A 17,092-nucleotide genomic window follows, 5' to 3' on the forward strand; every position below is an offset into this window, starting at 1 on the left:
GCCGCGTCCACCCCCCGGGTGGTCGTCCGACCCGCGTCCTCAGGAGCCCCCGTGCCCACCACCGACCCCGCGGTCCTCACCGCCTCCGGCCTCGGCCTGACCTGGCCCGACGGCACCCCGTGCCTGCACGACCTCGACCTCCTCGTCCCCCCGGGCCGCTCCGGCCTGGTCGGCGTGAACGGGTCGGGCAAGTCGACGCTGCTGCGCCTGCTCGCCGGCGACCTCGCGCCGACGAGCGGGCACGTCCGGGCGTACGGGCGGGTGGGCCACCTCCGCCAGGACCTCGCGGCCGCCGCCGGGGACCGTGCCTTCGTCGACCTCCTCGGCATCGGCGACGTCGTGCGCGCACTGAGCGCCCTCGAGGCCGGAGAGACCGATCCCGCCCGGCTGACGACGCTGCTCGAGACGATCGGCGACGACTGGGACGTCGCCGAGCGGACCGCCGCCGAGCTGGCCCGGCTCGGTCTCGACACCACCGTGCTCGACCGCCACGCCGCCGATCTCTCCGGTGGCGAGCTGGTCCGGGTCTCGCTGGCCGCGCAGCTGCTGGCACGTCCGGAGGTGCTGCTGCTCGACGAGCCCACCAACAGCCTCGACCGCGACGCCCGCCTCCGGGTGCACGAGCTCGTCGCGACGTGGCCGCGGACCCTGCTGGTGGTCAGTCACGACCGCGCGCTGCTCGAGCACGTCGACCGGATCGGCGACCTGCGCGCCGACGGCGTCCGCTGGTACGGCGGGGGCTGGTCGTCCTATGTCGAGCAGGTCGGCGCCGAGCAGCGAGCCGCGGTGCAGGCGGTGGCCACGGCACGAGCCGACCTGCGTCGGCAGAAGCAGGACCGGATGGACGCCGAGCTCGTCCTGGCCCGGCGCAAGCGCGTCGCCCGGCGCGCCGAGGCGACCCAGGGCCTGCCCAAGGGCGTCGTGGACGCCAAGAAGAACCAGGCCGAGGGATCGGCGGCGAAGCTGCGCGGCGTGCACACCGACCGCGAGAGCGGCGCGCGCGACCGGCTCGAGCAGGCCGAGGACCGGCTCCGCGAGGACCGCACCCTGCGCGTCGACCTTCCCGGCACGGCCGTGCCCCGTGGACGTGAGGTGCTCCGCTGCCGCGACCTCGTGCTGCGTACCGGGGCCCCCGTCGCACTCGACCTCCGCGGTCCGGAGCGGGTCGCGCTCGTCGGCGCCAACGGGTCCGGCAAGTCCACGCTGCTGCACACCCTGGTCGGCGAGGTGCCTCCGGCGGCCGGGACCGTCGAGGTGCTGGTGCCGGTGGGGCTGCTCCGCCAGGGACGGGACGACCTCGACCCCGGCGCCACCGTGGCCGAGAACGTGGCCGAGCGCTCTCCCGGGACGCCGGTCCAGGACGTGCGGGCGGCCCTGGCGAGGTTCCTGTTCCGCGGCGCCGCGGCCGATCGACCCGTCGCGGCCCTCTCGGGGGGCGAGCGGTTCCGGGCCGCGCTGGCCGCCGTCCTGCTGACCGCGCCCGCCCCCCGCCTGCTGCTGCTCGACGAGCCGACCAACGACCTCGACCTCGACCTCGCGTCGTACTACGCCCTCGTCGAGGCGTTGCAGGGCTACGCCGGTGCGCTGGTCGTCGCCAGCCACGACCAGCCGTTCCTGGACGCGGTCGGGGTGGACCGGGTGCTCGACCTGTCCGCAATCGTCACCTCGACGCGCCGCGAACGTCATCTCGGCGCGCCGCAAGCGTCATCTTGGCGGGTCAGGTGAAGAGGGCCTGGCCGACGTGCTCACCCTCGCCGACGCCCGGGGGGACCGCGAAGAGCGCGGAGCCGGTGACCTTGAGGTACTCCATCAGCGCATCGCTGCGCGCCATCGCCAGCTGCACCGGCACGAAGTCGGTCGCGGGGTCGCGGACGAAGGCCAGGAAGAACAGGCCGGCGTCGAGGCCGCCGAGCTCGTTCGTGCCGTCGACGAAGTTGTAGCCGCGCCGCAGCATCTGCGCGCCGCCGTTCGACGAGGGGTGCACCACCCGGACGTGGGCGTCGACGGGGATCACCGGCTGGTCGTTGCTGCCGGGCATCGCGAAGTCAGGCGGGGTCGTCTCCTCGCCGCCCGACAGCGGGGCGCCGGTGCCCTTGGCGCGGCCGACGATCCCCTCCTGCTCGGCCAGCGTCTGGCGGTCCCAGGTCTCGATCGTCATGTTGATCCGCCGGGCGACCAGGTAGGAGCCGCCGGCCAGCCAGGACCCCGCGGCGTCGTCGTCGGCGCCGACCCAGACGTGCTCGCCCAGGGCGGTGTCGTCCTCGGCGCGCACGTTCGCGGTGCCGTCCTTGAAGCCGAACAGGTTGCGCGGGGTGTCCTGGGCCGCGGTGGTGCTGGAGGTCCGGCCGAAGCCCAGCTGGGACCACCGGATCGCCACCGTCCCGAAGCCGATCCGGGCCAGGTTGCGGATCGCGTGCACCGCGACCTGGGGGTCCTGGGCGCAGGCCTGGACGCACAGGTCTCCCCCGGTACGCCGCCCCACGAGCTGGTCGCCCGGGAAGTGCGGCAGGTCCTGGAGGGATGCGGGCTGCCGGTCCGCCAGCCCGAACCGGTCGGTGCCGCCGGCGTCGCGGAACAGCCCGGGCCCGAAGCCGAAGGTGAGCGTCAGCCCGCTGGCCGGGAGTCCGATCGCCTCGCCGGTGTCGTCCGGCGGCAGGTCGGCCGCGCCCTCGACGGGGCCGACCGGGCCGGCCGGTCCACCGCCGGTCATCCGCTCCGCGGCCGCGGTCCACAGCTGCAGCAGCGCGACCAGCTCGTCGCGGGAGTCGGTGGTGACGTCGAACGCCGCGAAGTGCAGCCGGTCCTGGGCCGGCGTCACGATCCCGGCCTGGTGCTCCCCGCGGAACGGATAGCGCTCCTCCCCGGCCCCCGCGGCCCCGGTCGCGGGGTCCTCGACGCGCCCGAGGCCGTACGCCCCGGCCAGCCCGACCGCAGCCGCGCCGCCGCCGAGCAGGCCGCGTCGGGAGACCCCCCGCACCACGCGCGCCGCCCTAGGCCAGCACGGCCGCGGTCAGGCGCGACAGCGGCTCGGAGAGGGCGTTCACGGCGTCGGCGAGCTGCTTGACCTCACCGGCGGGGACCTCGTCGTAGCCGACGAAGCCGTCCCCGCGTCGCTGCTCGTCGAGCAGGTCCTGCAGGTCGGTGAACCGCAGGTCGAGCTGGGCCGCGAGCTCGGGGTCCTTCTCCTGCAGCAGCGGCTCGACGCCCTCGAAGCCCACCCGGGCGCCGTCGACGTTGGCCTGGAAGTCGTAGAGGTCGGTGCGCGACCAGTACTCCTCCTCGCCGGTGACCTTGCCGGTCGCGACCTCCTCGAGCAGCCCGCGGGAGCCGTTCGCGATCTGGTCGACGGTGAACTCCATCTCCCCGAGGCGGGAGTCCAGGGTCTCGGTGTCGTCCATCAGCTTGCCGGCGTAGCGCGCGCGCTCGGCCTCGGTGAGCGGCGTGTAGCCCTGCGCGCGCTGCGGCCACAGGTCCTTCTCGAGCAGGTGCCAGCCCGTCCAGGCCTGACCGGGCTCGAGGTCGGCCTCGCGGGCGTCCATCTGCGGGTCGAGGTCGCCGAAGGACTCCGCGACCGTCTCGATCCGCTCCCAGTGCGTCCGGGCCTCGGGGTAGATCTCCCGGGCGCGGTCGTCGTCGCCGCTCGTGTACGCCGCCACGAACGCCTCGGTGCCCACGACGAGCTGGTCGGACTGGTCCTGGACGTAGGCCTGGTAGCTGGTCTCGGCGGTGTCCACGAGCTGCTGCTCGTCGGCCGACACCACCACCTCCTCGTCGGAGGGCGTGACGGTGAAGGCCGAGCGGATGCCCTCCCCGACCATGCCGGGCTTGCAGACGGTGACGTACTCCCCGGCGGGGGCGTCGACGACGAGCTGGCGCGACAGGTTCGGACCGACGTTCTCGACCTCGGCGACGATCCGCAGGCCGTCCTCGGCGAGGAGGTAGAACTCGGTGACCTCGTCGCCGGCGTTGGTGACGTCGAAGGTCAGGGTGCCGGCCGGGGCCTCCTCGGCGGAGACCTCGCAGGCGTCCGAGGTCGACGACACGCTGAGCGCCCGTCCCTCGCCCCCGGCGGCGTCACCGGCCGGCGCGTTCTCGGTGCAGGCGCTCAGCCCGCCGCCGAGGGCCAGCGCGGCGAGGGTGGCGGTGAGCGGGCGCAGGTGCGTCATGGGGCGGGTTCCTTCGGGAGGCGGGAGAGGGTCAGGAGGCCGAGGCGGCGGGCGCGGCGGGGACGGGCTCCCTTGCGGGCGGCCCGCCGGCGTCGCGGCGTCGCACCAAGCGCAGGAAGAGCGTCATCGTCGGGACGAGGTAGAGCACCCAGGCGACGGCCTCGAGCACGGTGGTGGCCGGGGAGAAGTTGAAGACGCCCTTGAGCACCACGGCGTACCAGGCGCCGGGCTCGATCACCTCGGAGACGTCGAAGGCGAGGGTGTTCAGGCCCGGCAGCACGCCGGCCTCCTGCAGGTCGTGGATGCCGTAGGACAGCACCCCGGCCGCGACGACGACCAGGAAGGCGCCGGTCCACGTGAAGAACACCGACAGGTTGATGGTCACCGCGCCGCGGTAGAGCAGCCAGCCGACCACGACCGCGGTGAGGATGCCGAGCCCGGCGCCGAGCAGCGGCTGCCAGGTGGGCGCGGGCGCGCCGACGACGGCCGCGTCCGTGCCGGCCTGGGTGGCCGCCCACAGGAACAGCGCCGTCTCCAGGCCCTCGCGCCCCACGGCCAGGACCGCGACCACCACCAGGGACCACGGACGGCCCTCGGCGGCCGCGTCGACGCGGCCGCGCAGCTGACCGCTCAGGCCCCGGGCGGCGCCGGCCATCCAGAAGACCATCCAGGTCACGAAGCAGACGGCGACGATCGACAGGCTGCCGCCGATCAGCTCCTGGGCCCGGAAGGTCAGCCCGCGCGGGCCGTAGGTCAGCAGCGCGCCGAAGGCGAGGCTGACCGCCACCGCGAGCGCGACGCCGGCCCAGATGGGGCGGAGCAGGTGGCGGCGGTCGGTCTTGACCAGGTAGGCGACCAGGATGCTCACGATGAGCACGGCCTCGAGCCCCTCGCGGAGCCCGATCAGGTAGTTCGCGAGCACGGCGGCGCCTCCTGGCAACTTAGGTGAGGCTCACCTTAGATGAGAGTCCTCTCATCTGCACCTGCGACCTGGGTCACACTCAGATCGCACAACCCTCGGGCCCGCAGGCCGCTCCGTCGGCCCCACCCTCGGCCGCCCCGCCGACCGTCGTGAGCAGCGGAGCGGGCTCGGGGTGGGCGTCGGCCCAGGCCCGCTCGAGGGTCTGGCTGAACACCTCGACCGGCTGCGCGCCGGAGACGCCGTACCGGCCGTCGACCACCGTGAAGGGCACCCCGGAGATGCCGTACGCCGCGCCCTGCTCGACGTCCGCCTGCACGCCGTCGGCGTGGGCACCGCTGCCGAGCACCTCGCGGGCCACCGCCTCGTCCATGCCCGACTCCCCCGCCATCGTGACCAGCTCGTCGTGGTCGGCGACGTTGCGGGCCTCGATCATGTAGGCGGCCATCAGCCGCTCCTTGAGGTCGGCCTGCACCGCGGGCGAGACCTCGAGGGCGGCGTGCAGCAGCCGGTGGGCGTCCAGCGTGCCGACCCGCTGCGCGTCGCCGAGGCGGTAGAGCAGCCCCTCCTCGGCCGCGACGGCCTCCATCTGGTCGATCAGCCTGCGCCCGTTCTCGGCTCCGCCGCCGTACTTGCCACCGAGGTGCTCGGCCAGCGAGTCCGTCGGCGTGGTGGGCGCGCCCGGCTCGAGCTGGAAGGAGCGGAACACCACCTCGGGTGCCTCCGGTCCTCCGGGGGCGGCGGACGGGTGCTCCTGGCCCAGGGCGACCAGCGCCTTCTCCAGCCGGCGCTTGCCGACGTAGCACCAGGGGCAGACGACGTCGGACCAGATCTCGATACGCATGCCGGCACAACGCAGGAGCCCGCCGCCGGTGTTCCCGGCGACGGGCTCGAGGTGCTGCGGGCGGTGACCGACGGTCGTACGACCGGGGCCACCGTGGGGGCTCAGCGCGCCGAGCTGCCCTCGACGTAGTCCGAGTCGTGGCTCTTGACCCACGCCATGAGCTTGCGCAGCTCCTTGCCGGTGGACTCGATCGGGTGCGCGGCGCCCTTCTCGCGGAGCGCGGTGAACTCCGGCGAGCCGGCGTCCTGGTCGTCGATGAAGCGCTGGGCGAAGGAGCCGTTGGTGATGTCCTCCAGCACCGCCTTCATGTTCTCCTTGACGCTCGGGTCGATGACGCGGGGCCCGGAGACGTAGTCGCCGTACTCGGCGGTGTCGGAGATCGACCAGCGCTGCTTGGCGATGCCGCCCTCATACATCAGGTCGACGATCAGCTTCAGCTCGTGCAGGCACTCGAAGTAGGCGACCTCGGGCTGGTAGCCGGCCTCGATCAGGGTCTCGAAGCCGTACATGACCAGCTGGCTGGCGCCGCCGCAGAGCACGGCCTGCTCGCCGAAGAGGTCGGTCTCGGTCTCCTCGGTGAAGGTCGTCCGGATGCCGCCGGCTCGCAGGCCGCCGATGGCCTTGGCGTAGGCCAGGGCGAGGGGCCAGGCGTCGCCGGACTCGTCCTTCTCGACGGCGACGAGCACGGGGACGCCGCGCCCGTCGACGTACTCGCGACGCACGAGGTGGCCGGGGCCCTTGGGCGCGACCATGAAGACGTCGACGCCGGCCGGCGGGGTGATGTAGCCGAAGCGGATGTTGAACCCGTGGCCGAAGACCAGGGTGTCGCCCTCGGCGAGCTGGGGCTCGATCTCCTCGGCGTAGAGCTTCCGCTGGTGCTGGTCGGGAGCGAGGATGACGATGACGTCGGCCTCCTCCGCGGCCTCGGCCGGGGTCAGCACACGGAGGCCCTCGGCCTCCGCCTTGGCGCGGCTCTTCGAGCCCGGCTGCAGGCCGATGCGGACGTCGACGCCCGAGTCGCGCAGCGAGAGCGCGTGCGCGTGGCCCTGGCTGCCGTAGCCGATCACCGCCACGTTCTTGCCCTGGATCAGGGACAGGTCGGCGTCGTCGTCGTAGAACATCTCAGCCACAGGTGGGCCTCTCCTTCGATGGGTGGGTACGTCGGGTGGTGCGTGCGGGAGGGCTCAGACGGCCCGGGTCGGCGCGACGGGGCGCAGCGAGCGCTCCGAGATCGAGCGCTGGCCGCGACCGATCGCGACCATGCCCGACTGGACCAGCTCGCGGACCCCGAAGGGCTCGACCACGCGCAGGAAGTCGCCGAGCTTGTCGCGGTTGCCGACGATCTGGACCGTCAGCGCCTCGCTGGCCACGTCGATGACCTTGGCGCGGAACAGCTGCACGGTGTCGAGCACCTGGCCGCGGGTCTCGGGCGTGGCGGCGATCTTGACCAGCATCAGCTCGCGCGTCACCGAGGTGTCGCGGTCGAGCTCGACGATCTTGATCACCTCGACCAGCTTGTTCAGCTGCTTGGTGACCTGCTCGAGCGGCGTGGACTCCACGTTGACCACGATGGTCATCCGGGAGACGTCGACGTGCTCGGTCGGGCCGACCGCCAGGGACTCGATGTTGAAGCCGCGGCGGCTGAACAGCCCGGCGATGCGCGCCAGGACACCGGGCTTGTCCTCCACGAGGACGCTCAACGTGTGCATGCTCATGTCAGCTCGTCCTCGTCGAACTCGGGGGCCAGGTCGCGCGCGTGCTTGATGTCGTCGTTCGAGGTGCCGGCGGCGACCATCGGCCACACCATGGCGTCGCGGAAGACCCGGAAGTCGACCACGACGGGCATGTCGTTGATGCCCATCGCCTTCTCGATCGTGGCGTCCACGTCCTCGGGACGCTCGCAGGCCAGGCCGACGCAGCCGTACGCCTCCGCGAGCTTCACGAAGTCGGGGACCCGCTTGGAGTGCAGGTCGGTGTTGGAGTAGCGCTCCTCGTAGAAGAGGGTCTGCCACTGCCGCACCATGCCCAGCGACTCGTTGTTGATGATCGCGACCTTGATCGGGATGTCGTTGATCGCGCAGGTGGCCAGCTCCTGGTTGGTCATCTGGAAGCAGCCGTCGCCGTCGATGGCCCACACGGTGCTGTCCGGGCAGGCGACCTTGGCGCCCATCGCGGCCGGCACGGAGTAGCCCATCGTGCCGAGGCCGCCGGAGTTGAGCCAGGTGCGCGGCTTCTCGTACTTCACGAAGTGCGCGGCCCACATCTGGTGCTGCCCGACGCCGGAGGTGTAGATGGTGTCGGGGCCGGCGATCGCGCCGAGGCGCTCGATGACGTACTGCGGGGAGAGCGCACCGTCGGCGGGGACGTCGTAGCCCAGCGGGTACGTCTTCTTGACCCCGGCCAGGAAGTCGACCCAGCCCTCGTAGTCGCCGGTGGTGCCCTGGTCCGCCTCGGCCTGCAGCAGGACGATGAGGTCGGCGAGGACCTCGCGGACGTCACCCACGATCGGCACGTCGGCGTGGCGGTTCTTGCCGATCTCGGCCGGGTCGATGTCGGCGTGGATGACCTTGGCGCCGGGCGCGAAGGAGTCGAGGTTGCCGGTCACGCGGTCGTCGAAGCGGGCGCCGAGGGTGATCAGCAGGTCGGCCTTCTGCAGGCCGGCCACCGCCGCCACGGTCCCGTGCATCCCGGGCATCCCGAGGTGCTGCGGGTGGGAGTCGGGGAAGGCACCCAGCGCCATCAGCGTCGTCACGACCGGTATGCCGGTCATCTCGGCCAGGCGCAGCAGCTCGGCCGAGGCGTTGGAGCGGATGGTGCCGCCGCCGACGTAGAGCACCGGCTTGCGCGACTCGAGGATCAGCCGGGCGGCCTCCCGGACCTGCTTGGCGTGCGGCCTGGTCACCGGGCGGTAGCCGGGCAGGCCGAGGTCGGTGGGCCAGGTGAAGGTGGTCTGCGCGGTCAGCGCGGACTTCGCCACGTCGACCAGGACCGGCCCGGGACGGCCGGTGGAGGCGATGTGGAAGGCCTGGGCCACGGCGCGCGGGATCTCGGCGGGGTCGGTGACCAGGAAGTTGTGCTTGGTGATCGGCATCGTGATGCCGCGGATGTCGGCTTCCTGGAACGCGTCGGTCCCGATCATCGAGGCGCCCACCTGGCCGGTGATCGCGACCAGGGGCACGGAGTCCATGTGCGCGTCGGCCAGCGGGGTGACCAGGTTCGTCGCGCCGGGTCCGGAGGTCGCCATGCAGACGCCCACCCGGCCGCTCGCGGCGGCGTACCCCTGCGCGGCGTGGCCGGCGCCCTGCTCGTGGCGGACGAGGATGTGGCGCATCGAGGAGTCCATCATCGGGTCGTACGCCGGGAGGATCGCGCCGCCCGGGATCCCGAACACGTGCTCGGTGCCCGCCGCCTCGAGCGAGCGGATCAGGCTCTGCGCGCCGGTGATCGTGCCCGACGTCGTCGTCGTGCTCTGCTGGGTCATGTCTGGTCCGTTCTCGGGGCTGGTCCTGGCAACAAAAAACCCCTCGGTTGCCCGGGCAACGAGGGGTGACGCGCTGGCGGTGTGACTAGCCGACGCGTCGAGGACGTACGAGGAGGTGGCGCATGTCGCCACCGTAGCCCGGTGCCCCTGGCCGCGTCAGCAGCCTACGCGCGACCGGCCACATGGTGAGACAAGGGTCCCACCACGTGGACGCCTGGGTGCGGTCCCGGTGCGGTCCCGGTGCGGTTCCGGTGCGGTCAGGGCGTGGGGGCGCCGATGCCCTTGCGCCACGCCGAGAACGACTGCACCGCCGCCGGACGCGGACGAGCCAGCCAGGGCCAGGGGTGGGCCTCGACGACGTCGACACGGGCGGCGTGGCGGGCCCAGCCGGGGACCGGCGCCCAGGTCGCCGCCAGCGGGCGAGGACCGAGCTCCTCGGGGACCGCACCCCGGCGGACCTCGAGGTCGCGTCCGACGGCCAGCTCACCGAGGGTCTCGGCGAGCAAGACCAGCCGCTTGCCGGAGAGCGTCAGGCGGCGCAGCAGCGGCTCGTCGAAGACGAAGACGGCCGGCCGGGCGGGGTCCGCGGCGAGCGCCGGGTCGCCCTCGCCGAGGGACTCGGCGGTCAGCCAGACCCGCTCTCCCCCGTCGCCCTCGACCGTCGCGGGGCCGGCCGGGATCTCGCCGCGGGACAGGTCGGGGCCGTCGACGGCGGGACCGCGGTCGGCGTCCGGCCAGGACTGCACGGGGCAGGCGTGGGAGAGCGCGCAGGAGCCGCACAGGGCCGGCGCCCGCTTCTCCACCTGCCAGCGGCTGAACCCGTACGGCTTGCCGCTGCCGGTGCCGGTGGTCCACTGCCAGCCGAGCCGGTTGGCCGCCCGCGAGCCGTCGAGCAGGTGCACGAACATCTCCTGCTCGCCGTCGCGCCAGTCGGCACCGGCGCGCACCGCCCACTGCGAGGCCAGCCACATCCGGGTCTGGTTGACCAGCCACCCGTCGTCGTGGAGCTCGCCGACGACCGCGTCCATGCACCTCATCTGCACCGGCCAGGGGTCCGCCACGCTGATCGGACCGGCCGCGGCGGCACCGGGCGCGGAGCGGGGCTGGTCGTGGCGCAGGGAGGCGCCGAGGTCGGTGCCGACCCGGGCGTAGAGGTGCCGGGCGTACTCCTGCCAGAGCAGCTCGTCGCGGTACTTGCGGCGGTCCCGGGCCGGTGCGGCACCGGCGGCGTCCCAGACCTCGCGCAGCTGCAGGAGGCCGTGCCGGATGTAGGGCGACATCCGGCTCGCGCCACGCCGGGACTCCGGCAGCACGGTGCTGCGGCGGGAGGCGTACCCGGTGACGTCGAGCGTGGCCAGCGCGGTGTCGGCCGCGGACTGCCCGCCGCTCAGCCCGCCGGCGGCGATCCCGTCGGGCCCCTCCAGGGCGAGGTCACCGAGGTGCTCGGCGACCCAGGAGACGACGTCGTGCTGCTCGGCGCCGTCGGCGACCGACGGCGGAGGGGGCAGGATCACGCGTCAGCCACGCCCCACCCAGGTGGTCACGCAGGCCTTGTTGCCCTGCGCGTCGGCCAGCACGGTGAAGCGCGGGGCCATCGCGTCGTCCACGAGGGTGCCGCCGGCGTCGAGCGCGGCCTTGATCCGACGCTCGGCGTCCTCGGGGGGCAGCCGCAGGTCGAGGTGGAAGCGCTGCACGGGCGACGCGGCCGCCTGGCGGTCGGCCTCGGTCACCGGCTCGTCGGTGACCTGGAACCACAGCGTGGGCCCGCGACCGTCGGGGTCGACCACGGCGTCGTCGTCCTCCGGGGTGTCGTAGGCGAGCAGGGCCGCCCAGAAGGGGCGGACCGCGTCCAGGTCGCGGGTGTCGAGCGCGATCTCGAGCACCTGGAGCTTCTCGGTGGCCGCGCGGGCGCCGAGCCGGCCAGCGTGGTCGCTGATCGTGCGGGCCAGGTCGACGTCACGGCTGGTGACCCCGCCGACGTCGTGGCTGCTGAGGTGGACCTCGACGAAGCCGTAGCGCAGGTCGACGTCGGGGTGGTGGTCTGCCTTCTCGGCCGCCTTGCCGATGTGGTCGACCAGGGTCAGGCCGGTGGCGAAGTCGCCGGTCTCGAACCGGGCGTGGAGCTGGTCGAACATGACGCGCCAGTCGTCGAGCAGGGCCGCCTCGACACCGTGGCCGCCCAGGACGACCTTCGGGTCCGGCTCCTCCACCGTCGCGGTGCCCTTCTCGTGGGCGTCGCGGCCGTCGGGGGCGTGCACCTCCTGCGGCTCCTCGGGGGTCTCGTCCTGCCCGTCCTGCGTGTCGTCGCGGTCCTGGTCGGCCTGGTCGACCTGGTCGTCCTGCTGCTTCTCGTCGCTCATCGCCTCACCCTGTCCCGCGCGGACCTCGCAGGGACAGCCCTGTGGGGGTGGGATCGCCTCGTCACGGCAGCACCGAGGCGCCGATCGGGCCCGGGTTGAACGCGACCTCCCAGCGGATGCCGGCCGGGTCGGCGAAGTAGCCGGTGTAGCCGCCCCACTCCCGCGAGGCGCCCTGACCGACCTCGCTCGCGCCGGCCACCCGGGCGTCCTGGAGCACCAGGTCGACCTCGCTGCGCGAGGCGACGTTGTGGGCCAGGGTCACCGGTACCAGGCCCGGCCCGGTGCGTACGGCCCCGACCTCGCTCTCGAAGGAGGCCTGCTCCCACAGCGACAGCACGACCCGGTCGGCCACCCTGATCATGATCACGTCGCCCACCTCGACGTCGGCGTGCCAGCCGAGCCCGTCGACGTAGAAGGCCCGCGCTGCGGCGAGGTCGGGCACGGCGAGGGTCACGAAGCTGAGGCGCTGGTCCATGACCCGAGGCTAGGGCGGCCCGCCGACACCTGACCACCGCGCCACGTCCCGACGAGGGTGTCCGGAACCGTCATCTCGACGCGCCGCGAGCGTCATCTCGGCTGTCCGCGAGCGTCATCTCGGCGGGGCGAGCTCCTCGGCGATCGCGTCCATCCCGGCGCGGACCTCGGCGAAGGAGGTCGACAGCGGCGACAGGCCCAGGCGCAGGCCGCCGGGGTCGCGGTAGTCGGGGACGACGTCGCGGGCCCACAGCCGCCGGGTGACCTCCTGCATCGCCGGGTGCCGCAGCGTCACGTGGCCGCCGCGCAGGTGCGCCTCGCGCGGGGAGGCCAGCTCGACGCCGTGCTCCCCCAGCTCGGCGTCGGCGAGCGCGACCACCATCCGGGTCAGCGCCTCGGACTTGGCTCGCACCGCCGTCATCCCGACCTCCTCGAGCAGGTCGAGCATGTCGGCGAGCGCGAGCATCCCGACCACGGGCGGGGTGCCCGACAGCATGCGGCGCACCCCGGCGGCCGGAGCCCAGTCGGGCCCCATCCGGAAGGGCTCGGCGTGGCCGATCCAGCCGCGCACCGGCTGGGTCAGGGCGTCGGGCCCCTCGAGGTGCCGGGCGGCGACGTAGACGAACGCCGGCGCACCGGGGCCGCCGTTGAGGTACTTGTAGGTGCAGCCCACGGCCAGGTCGGCGCCCCAGGCGTCGAGGGCCAGCGGGACCGACCCGACGGAGTGGGAGAGGTCCCAGAGCACCAGCGCGCCCGCCTCGTGGGCAAGGGCCGTCAGGGCGGGACCGTCGGCGATCCAGGCCGAGCGGTAGGCCACGTGGCTCAGCGCCACGAGCGCCGTGTCGGGACCCAGGACCGCGGCCAGCTGGTCCGCGGTGACGCCGGCCGCGGGGTCGACGTCGATCCACCGGACCCGCAGCCCGAGCTCGGCGGCCACGCCCGCGGCCAGGTACCGGTCGGTCGGGAAGTTGTCGCTGTCCATCACGATCTCGTGCCGCCCGGGCCGGGCGGCCACGGCCGCGCGCATCGCCTTGTAGAGCAGGACGGTGGTCGAGTCGCCGACCACCGTCTGGCCGGGGGCCGCGCCGAGGCAGGCGGCGCCGATCCGGTCGCCGAGCAGCGTCGGCAGCTCCATCCACTGCTCGTCCCAGCCACGGATGAGCCGTCCGCCCCACTCCTGGTCGACGAACGCCGCGAGCCGGGGGCCGGTCACCCGCAGCGGGCGACCGAGGGAGTTCCCGTCGAGGTAGACCAGCGGCTGCTCGGCGCCCACGAAACGGTCGCGACAGGCCGCGAGCGGGTCGGCGGCGTCGAGGGCGCGGGCGTCGGTCGGGTCGGACGGCGGGGTCGGCTCGGGCACGCGGCCGACCCTAGACGCGAGCGACGCCCCGCTCCTCGACGGGAGCGGGGCGTCGGTCCGAGCCGGTGGGTCTCAGTCCGTCGAGACCTGGTGGCGGAACTCGCCGCGCTCGGTGTGCATCGTCCAGAGGCGGTCGGCGAGGACCTCGGGGTCCTTCTCGCCACCGGGCTCGATCGCGCCGCCGATGATGAGCTGCCCGACGTGGATGCCCTCCTCCTTCAGCTCCTCGTGGAGCAGCTGGGCGTACGCCGCCTGCCCCGCGAAGGCGACCGAGGTGCCGGTCACGGCGCGGCCGGGCTTGACCGCCGAGCCGCCGTTGACGAACAGGATCGTGCCGCGGTTCTCGCCCAGGAAGCGCATCCCGGGGACGACCTCGTGCACGGCCGCGACGGGGCCGTAGATGGAGAACTGGATCGGGCCGACGAGGTCCCGCGGCATGGTCTCGAGGACGGGGCGCATGAACTTCTTGTCCGGCAGCGGGCTGTACTGCAGCACCTCGATCGGGCCGAGCTCCTTCGTGGCGTCGTCCAGGGCGCGACGCAGCGACGCGGGGTTGCGGACGTCGGCGGTGAAGCCCTGGGCCTGCACCCCGTCGCCGGCCAGCTCCGCGGCGAGCGCGTCGAGCCGGGCCTGGTTGCGGGAGATCAGCGCGACCGAGAAGCCCTCCCGGCCGAACCGACGTGCGACGGCGGCGCCGAGGCCGCTTCCTGCTCCGATGATGGCGAGTGTGGTCATGACAGCCCCAACCGGACCGGTCGCCGTCGTCTTCCGTCCCCCGGCGTGAGGAACGACTCCCCAACCCCGGAGGTCGAGGTAGTCCCTGACGAGATCGTCCTCGATCCTGGCGATCGGCGACGATTTCGTCAGGGACTATCCACCCTCAGCTGGTGACGGCCCCGACCGCGGCGGACTGCACGGTCTTGGCGTACTTGCCGAGCACGCCGCGGGTGTACTTCGGCGGGAGCGGCTCCCAGCCCTCGCGGCGCGAGGCCAGCTCGGCCTCGTCCACGTCGACGTCGAGCAGGCGTCGGGCGACGTCGAGGGTGATCGTGTCGCCGTCGCGCAGGAACGCGATCGGGCCGCCGTCGACGGCCTCGGGGGCGACGTGGCCGACGCACAGGCCGGTCGTCCCGCCGGAGAACCGGCCGTCGGTCAGCAGCAGGACGTCCTTGCCCAGGCCGGCGCCCTTGATCGCGGCGGTGATCGCCAGCATCTCGCGCATGCCGGGACCGCCCTTGGGGCCCTCGTAGCGGATCACGACGGCGTCGCCGGCGGTGATCTCGCCCGCGGTCAGCGCGTCCATCGCGGCGCGCTCGCCGTCGAAGACCCGTGCGGTGCCGGTGATGACGGACTCGTCGAAGCCGGCCGACTTCACCACGGCGCCCTCGGGGGCCAGCGAGCCCTTGAGGATGGTCAGCCCGCCGGTGGCGTGGATGGGCGAGCGGAGCTGGCGGATGATCGTGCCGTCGACCGGCGGCGGCGCGATGTCGGCGAGGTTCTCCGCGACGGTACGCCCGGTGCAGGTCAGCGCGTCCCCGTGCAGCAGGCCGGCCTCGAGCAGGGCCTTCATCACCATCGGGATGCCACCGACCCGGTCGAGGTCGACCCAGACGTACTTGCCGAAGGGCTTCATGTCGGCCAGGTGCGGGACCTTCTCGCCGATCCGGGTGAAGTCGTCCAGGGTCAGCTCGACCTCCGCCTCGTTGGCGATCGCGAGCAGGTGCAGCACGGCGTTGGTGGAGCCGCCGAGCGCCATCGCCACGGCGATCGCGTTCTCGAAGGCCTCCCGGGTCATGATCTGGCGCGCGGTGATGCCGTGGCGCAGCATCTCCACGACGGCCATCCCGGACTGGTGGGCGATCTTGTCGCGGCGGCGGTCGACGGCCGGCGGGGCGGCCGAGCCGGGCAGCGCCATGCCGAGGCCCTCGGCGACCGCGGCCATGGTGTTGGCGGTGTAGGCGCCGCCGCAGGCACCCTCACCGGGGCAGATCGCGCGCTCGACCTTGTCGACCTGCTCGCGGGTGATCTTGCCGGCCAGGCAGGCACCGACGGCCTCGAAGGCGTCGATGATCGTGACGTCCTCGCCGTCGACCTTGCCCGGCATGATCGTGCCGGCGTAGAGGAAGACGCTGGCCAGGTCGAGGCGGGCCGCGGCCATCAGCATCCCGGGCAGCGACTTGTCGCAGCCGGCCAGCAGCACCGAGCCGTCCAGGCGCTCGGCCATCATCACGGTCTCGACCGAGTCGGCGATGACCTCGCGGGAGACCAGCGAGAAGTGCATCCCCTCGTGGCCCATGGAGATGCCGTCGGAGACCGAGATGGTGCCGAACTCGAGCGGGAACCCGCCGGCGGCGTGCACGCCGTTCTTGACCGCCTTGGCCAGCCGGTCCAGCGACAGGTTGCAGGGGGTGATCTCGTTCCAGGACGAGGCGACGCCGATCTGCGGCTTGAGGAAGTCGTCGTCGTCCATGCCGACCGCGCGGAGCATGCCGCGGGCGGCGGCCTTCTCGAGGCCGTCGGTCACGTCGCGGCTGCGCGGCTTGATGTCCACACCGGGCTCGGCGCCCTGGGTGCCGGTGGTGGTGCTGCTCTCGGGGCCGTCGACCGTGGTGCTCATGGGGCGAGGCTACGACGCCCGCCGGCGTCCCGGCGCCGCAGGTCAGCCCGCGGTCACCGCGAGCAGCACGACCAGCTGCACGCCGTAGACCGCGGCACCCAGGCAGTCGCCGGTCTGCCCGCCGAGCCGGCGCACCAGGACGCGCCCCCACCACACGAGCAGCAGCGCCGACCCGATCGCGCCGAGCACGAGCCCGAGGGGGTCGAGCACGGCCAGCGGCACCGCGAACGGCACCGCGAGCAGCGCAGCAGCGGCCAGGGTCCGCCCGGACGCCCGGCCGCCGACGTCCTTGGACAGTCCGGCGGGACGGTCCGCCGGCGGCACCAGCCGCATCACCGTCACCGCGCCGAGGCGCCCGAGCGCGGCCGAGGCGACGACCCCGGCCACCACCAGGCCGGCGCCGGCCGTGGCCGCCAGCGTGGTCAGCAGCGCGACCCGCAGGCCGACGGCGAGCACCAGCCCGAGCGCGCCGTACGAGCCGATCCGGCTGTCCTTCATGATCTCGAGGGTCCGCTCGCGGGTCGTCCCGCCACCGAGCGCGTCGCAGGTGTCGGCGACCGCGTCCTCGTGGAACGCCCCGGTCAGGCGCGCCTCCACCACCAGCGCCAGCAGCACCGCCACCCACGCCGGCCACCAGGCGCCCGCGCCGAGCACGACCGCGGCGGTGACCAGACCGACCAGTCCACCGACCACCGGGAACCACACCAGGCTGCGGCCGAGGCCGGTCCGGACCTGCTCGGCGGTGAGCGCGGCGGTGCCCGGCACCGGCACCCGGGTCAGGAACTGCACCGCGAGCAGCGGGGGCGCCCAGGACGGCGGGGAGTCGTTCACGGCGCCAGTCTCCCCCGCCGGGCGGCGGCCGCGCCGACCC

At 73.6% G+C, this 17,092-nt stretch carries 15 protein-coding genes; 1 reads left to right on the forward strand and 14 read right to left on the reverse strand.

The annotated features are described in order from the left end of the window. Nucleotides 1–51: 51 nt before the first annotated feature. Nucleotides 52–1,725, forward strand: a complete 1,674-nt coding sequence (locus GV155_RS12880; RefSeq protein ID WP_160008516.1) for an ABC-F family ATP-binding cassette domain-containing protein — start codon at nucleotides 52–54, stop codon at nucleotides 1,723–1,725. Here the strand turns inward: GV155_RS12880 and efeB are convergent. The 14 genes from efeB to GV155_RS12950 all read right to left on the reverse strand — a co-directional run bounded on the left by efeB (nucleotide 1,718) and on the right by GV155_RS12950 (nucleotide 17,052). Then, complete coding sequence (gene efeB / locus GV155_RS12885) at nucleotides 1,718–2,980, reverse strand: iron uptake transporter deferrochelatase/peroxidase subunit (protein WP_236554303.1); 1,263 nt, start codon at nucleotides 2,978–2,980, stop codon at nucleotides 1,718–1,720. The two genes, GV155_RS12880 and efeB, sit on opposite strands and share 8 nt — an antisense overlap. Nucleotides 2,981–2,990: 10 nt before the next feature. Further along, on the reverse strand, nucleotides 2,991–4,166 hold the full coding sequence (efeO, locus tag GV155_RS12890; protein WP_160008517.1) for an iron uptake system protein EfeO: 1,176 nt from the start codon (nucleotides 4,164–4,166) through the stop codon (nucleotides 2,991–2,993). Nucleotides 4,167–4,197: 31 nt separating this feature from the next. Next, entirely contained in the window at nucleotides 4,198–5,088 is an 891-nt protein-coding gene (gene efeU / locus GV155_RS12895) for an iron uptake transporter permease EfeU (protein ID WP_160008519.1), read from the reverse strand. Nucleotides 5,089–5,167: 79 nt separating this feature from the next. Beyond that, nucleotides 5,168–5,929: a DsbA family oxidoreductase gene (locus tag GV155_RS12900; RefSeq protein ID WP_160008521.1), complete on the reverse strand. Its 762-nt coding sequence runs from the start codon at nucleotides 5,927–5,929 to the stop codon at nucleotides 5,168–5,170. Between the two features lie 101 nt (nucleotides 5,930–6,030). Next, entirely contained in the window at nucleotides 6,031–7,059 is a 1,029-nt protein-coding gene (gene ilvC / locus GV155_RS12905; RefSeq protein ID WP_160008523.1) for a ketol-acid reductoisomerase, read from the reverse strand. 54 nt (nucleotides 7,060–7,113) lie between these two features. Further along, nucleotides 7,114–7,644: an acetolactate synthase small subunit gene (gene ilvN / locus GV155_RS12910; protein WP_160008525.1), complete on the reverse strand. Its 531-nt coding sequence runs from the start codon at nucleotides 7,642–7,644 to the stop codon at nucleotides 7,114–7,116. Then, entirely contained in the window at nucleotides 7,641–9,410 is a 1,770-nt protein-coding gene (locus GV155_RS12915) for an acetolactate synthase large subunit (protein WP_160008527.1), read from the reverse strand. Before GV155_RS12915 ends, ilvN begins: the two co-directional genes overlap by 4 nt. A gap of 257 nt (nucleotides 9,411–9,667) precedes the next feature. Beyond that, nucleotides 9,668–10,924 carry an FAD-binding domain-containing protein gene (locus tag GV155_RS12920; RefSeq protein ID WP_236554304.1) on the reverse strand — a complete coding sequence of 419 codons (1,257 nt, stop codon included), beginning with the start codon at nucleotides 10,922–10,924 and terminating at the stop codon, nucleotides 9,668–9,670. Between the two features lie 3 nt (nucleotides 10,925–10,927). Further along, on the reverse strand, nucleotides 10,928–11,770 hold the full coding sequence (locus tag GV155_RS12925; RefSeq protein WP_160008529.1) for a 4a-hydroxytetrahydrobiopterin dehydratase: 843 nt from the start codon (nucleotides 11,768–11,770) through the stop codon (nucleotides 10,928–10,930). 61 nt (nucleotides 11,771–11,831) lie between these two features. Further along, nucleotides 11,832–12,245 (reverse strand): VOC family protein, encoded by a 414-nt coding sequence (locus GV155_RS12930; RefSeq protein WP_160008531.1) that lies wholly within the window; start codon nucleotides 12,243–12,245, stop codon nucleotides 11,832–11,834. Nucleotides 12,246–12,359: 114 nt separating this feature from the next. Then, entirely contained in the window at nucleotides 12,360–13,604 is a 1,245-nt protein-coding gene (locus GV155_RS12935; RefSeq protein ID WP_160008533.1) for a kynureninase, read from the reverse strand. 72 nt (nucleotides 13,605–13,676) lie between these two features. After that, a complete protein-coding gene (locus GV155_RS12940; protein ID WP_160008535.1) occupies nucleotides 13,677–14,339 on the reverse strand; it encodes an SDR family NAD(P)-dependent oxidoreductase in 663 nt (220 codons plus the stop codon). Nucleotides 14,340–14,484: 145 nt separating this feature from the next. Then, nucleotides 14,485–16,221 (reverse strand): dihydroxy-acid dehydratase, encoded by a 1,737-nt coding sequence (gene ilvD, locus GV155_RS12945; protein WP_160008537.1) that lies wholly within the window; start codon nucleotides 16,219–16,221, stop codon nucleotides 14,485–14,487. 42 nt (nucleotides 16,222–16,263) lie between these two features. Continuing rightward, nucleotides 16,264–17,052: an adenosylcobinamide-GDP ribazoletransferase gene (locus GV155_RS12950; RefSeq protein ID WP_201300162.1), complete on the reverse strand. Its 789-nt coding sequence runs from the start codon at nucleotides 17,050–17,052 to the stop codon at nucleotides 16,264–16,266. Nucleotides 17,053–17,092 lie beyond the last annotated feature (40 nt).

The organism is Nocardioides sp. AX2bis (assembly GCF_902506435.1).
Taxonomy (GTDB): domain Bacteria; phylum Actinomycetota; class Actinomycetes; order Propionibacteriales; family Nocardioidaceae; genus Nocardioides.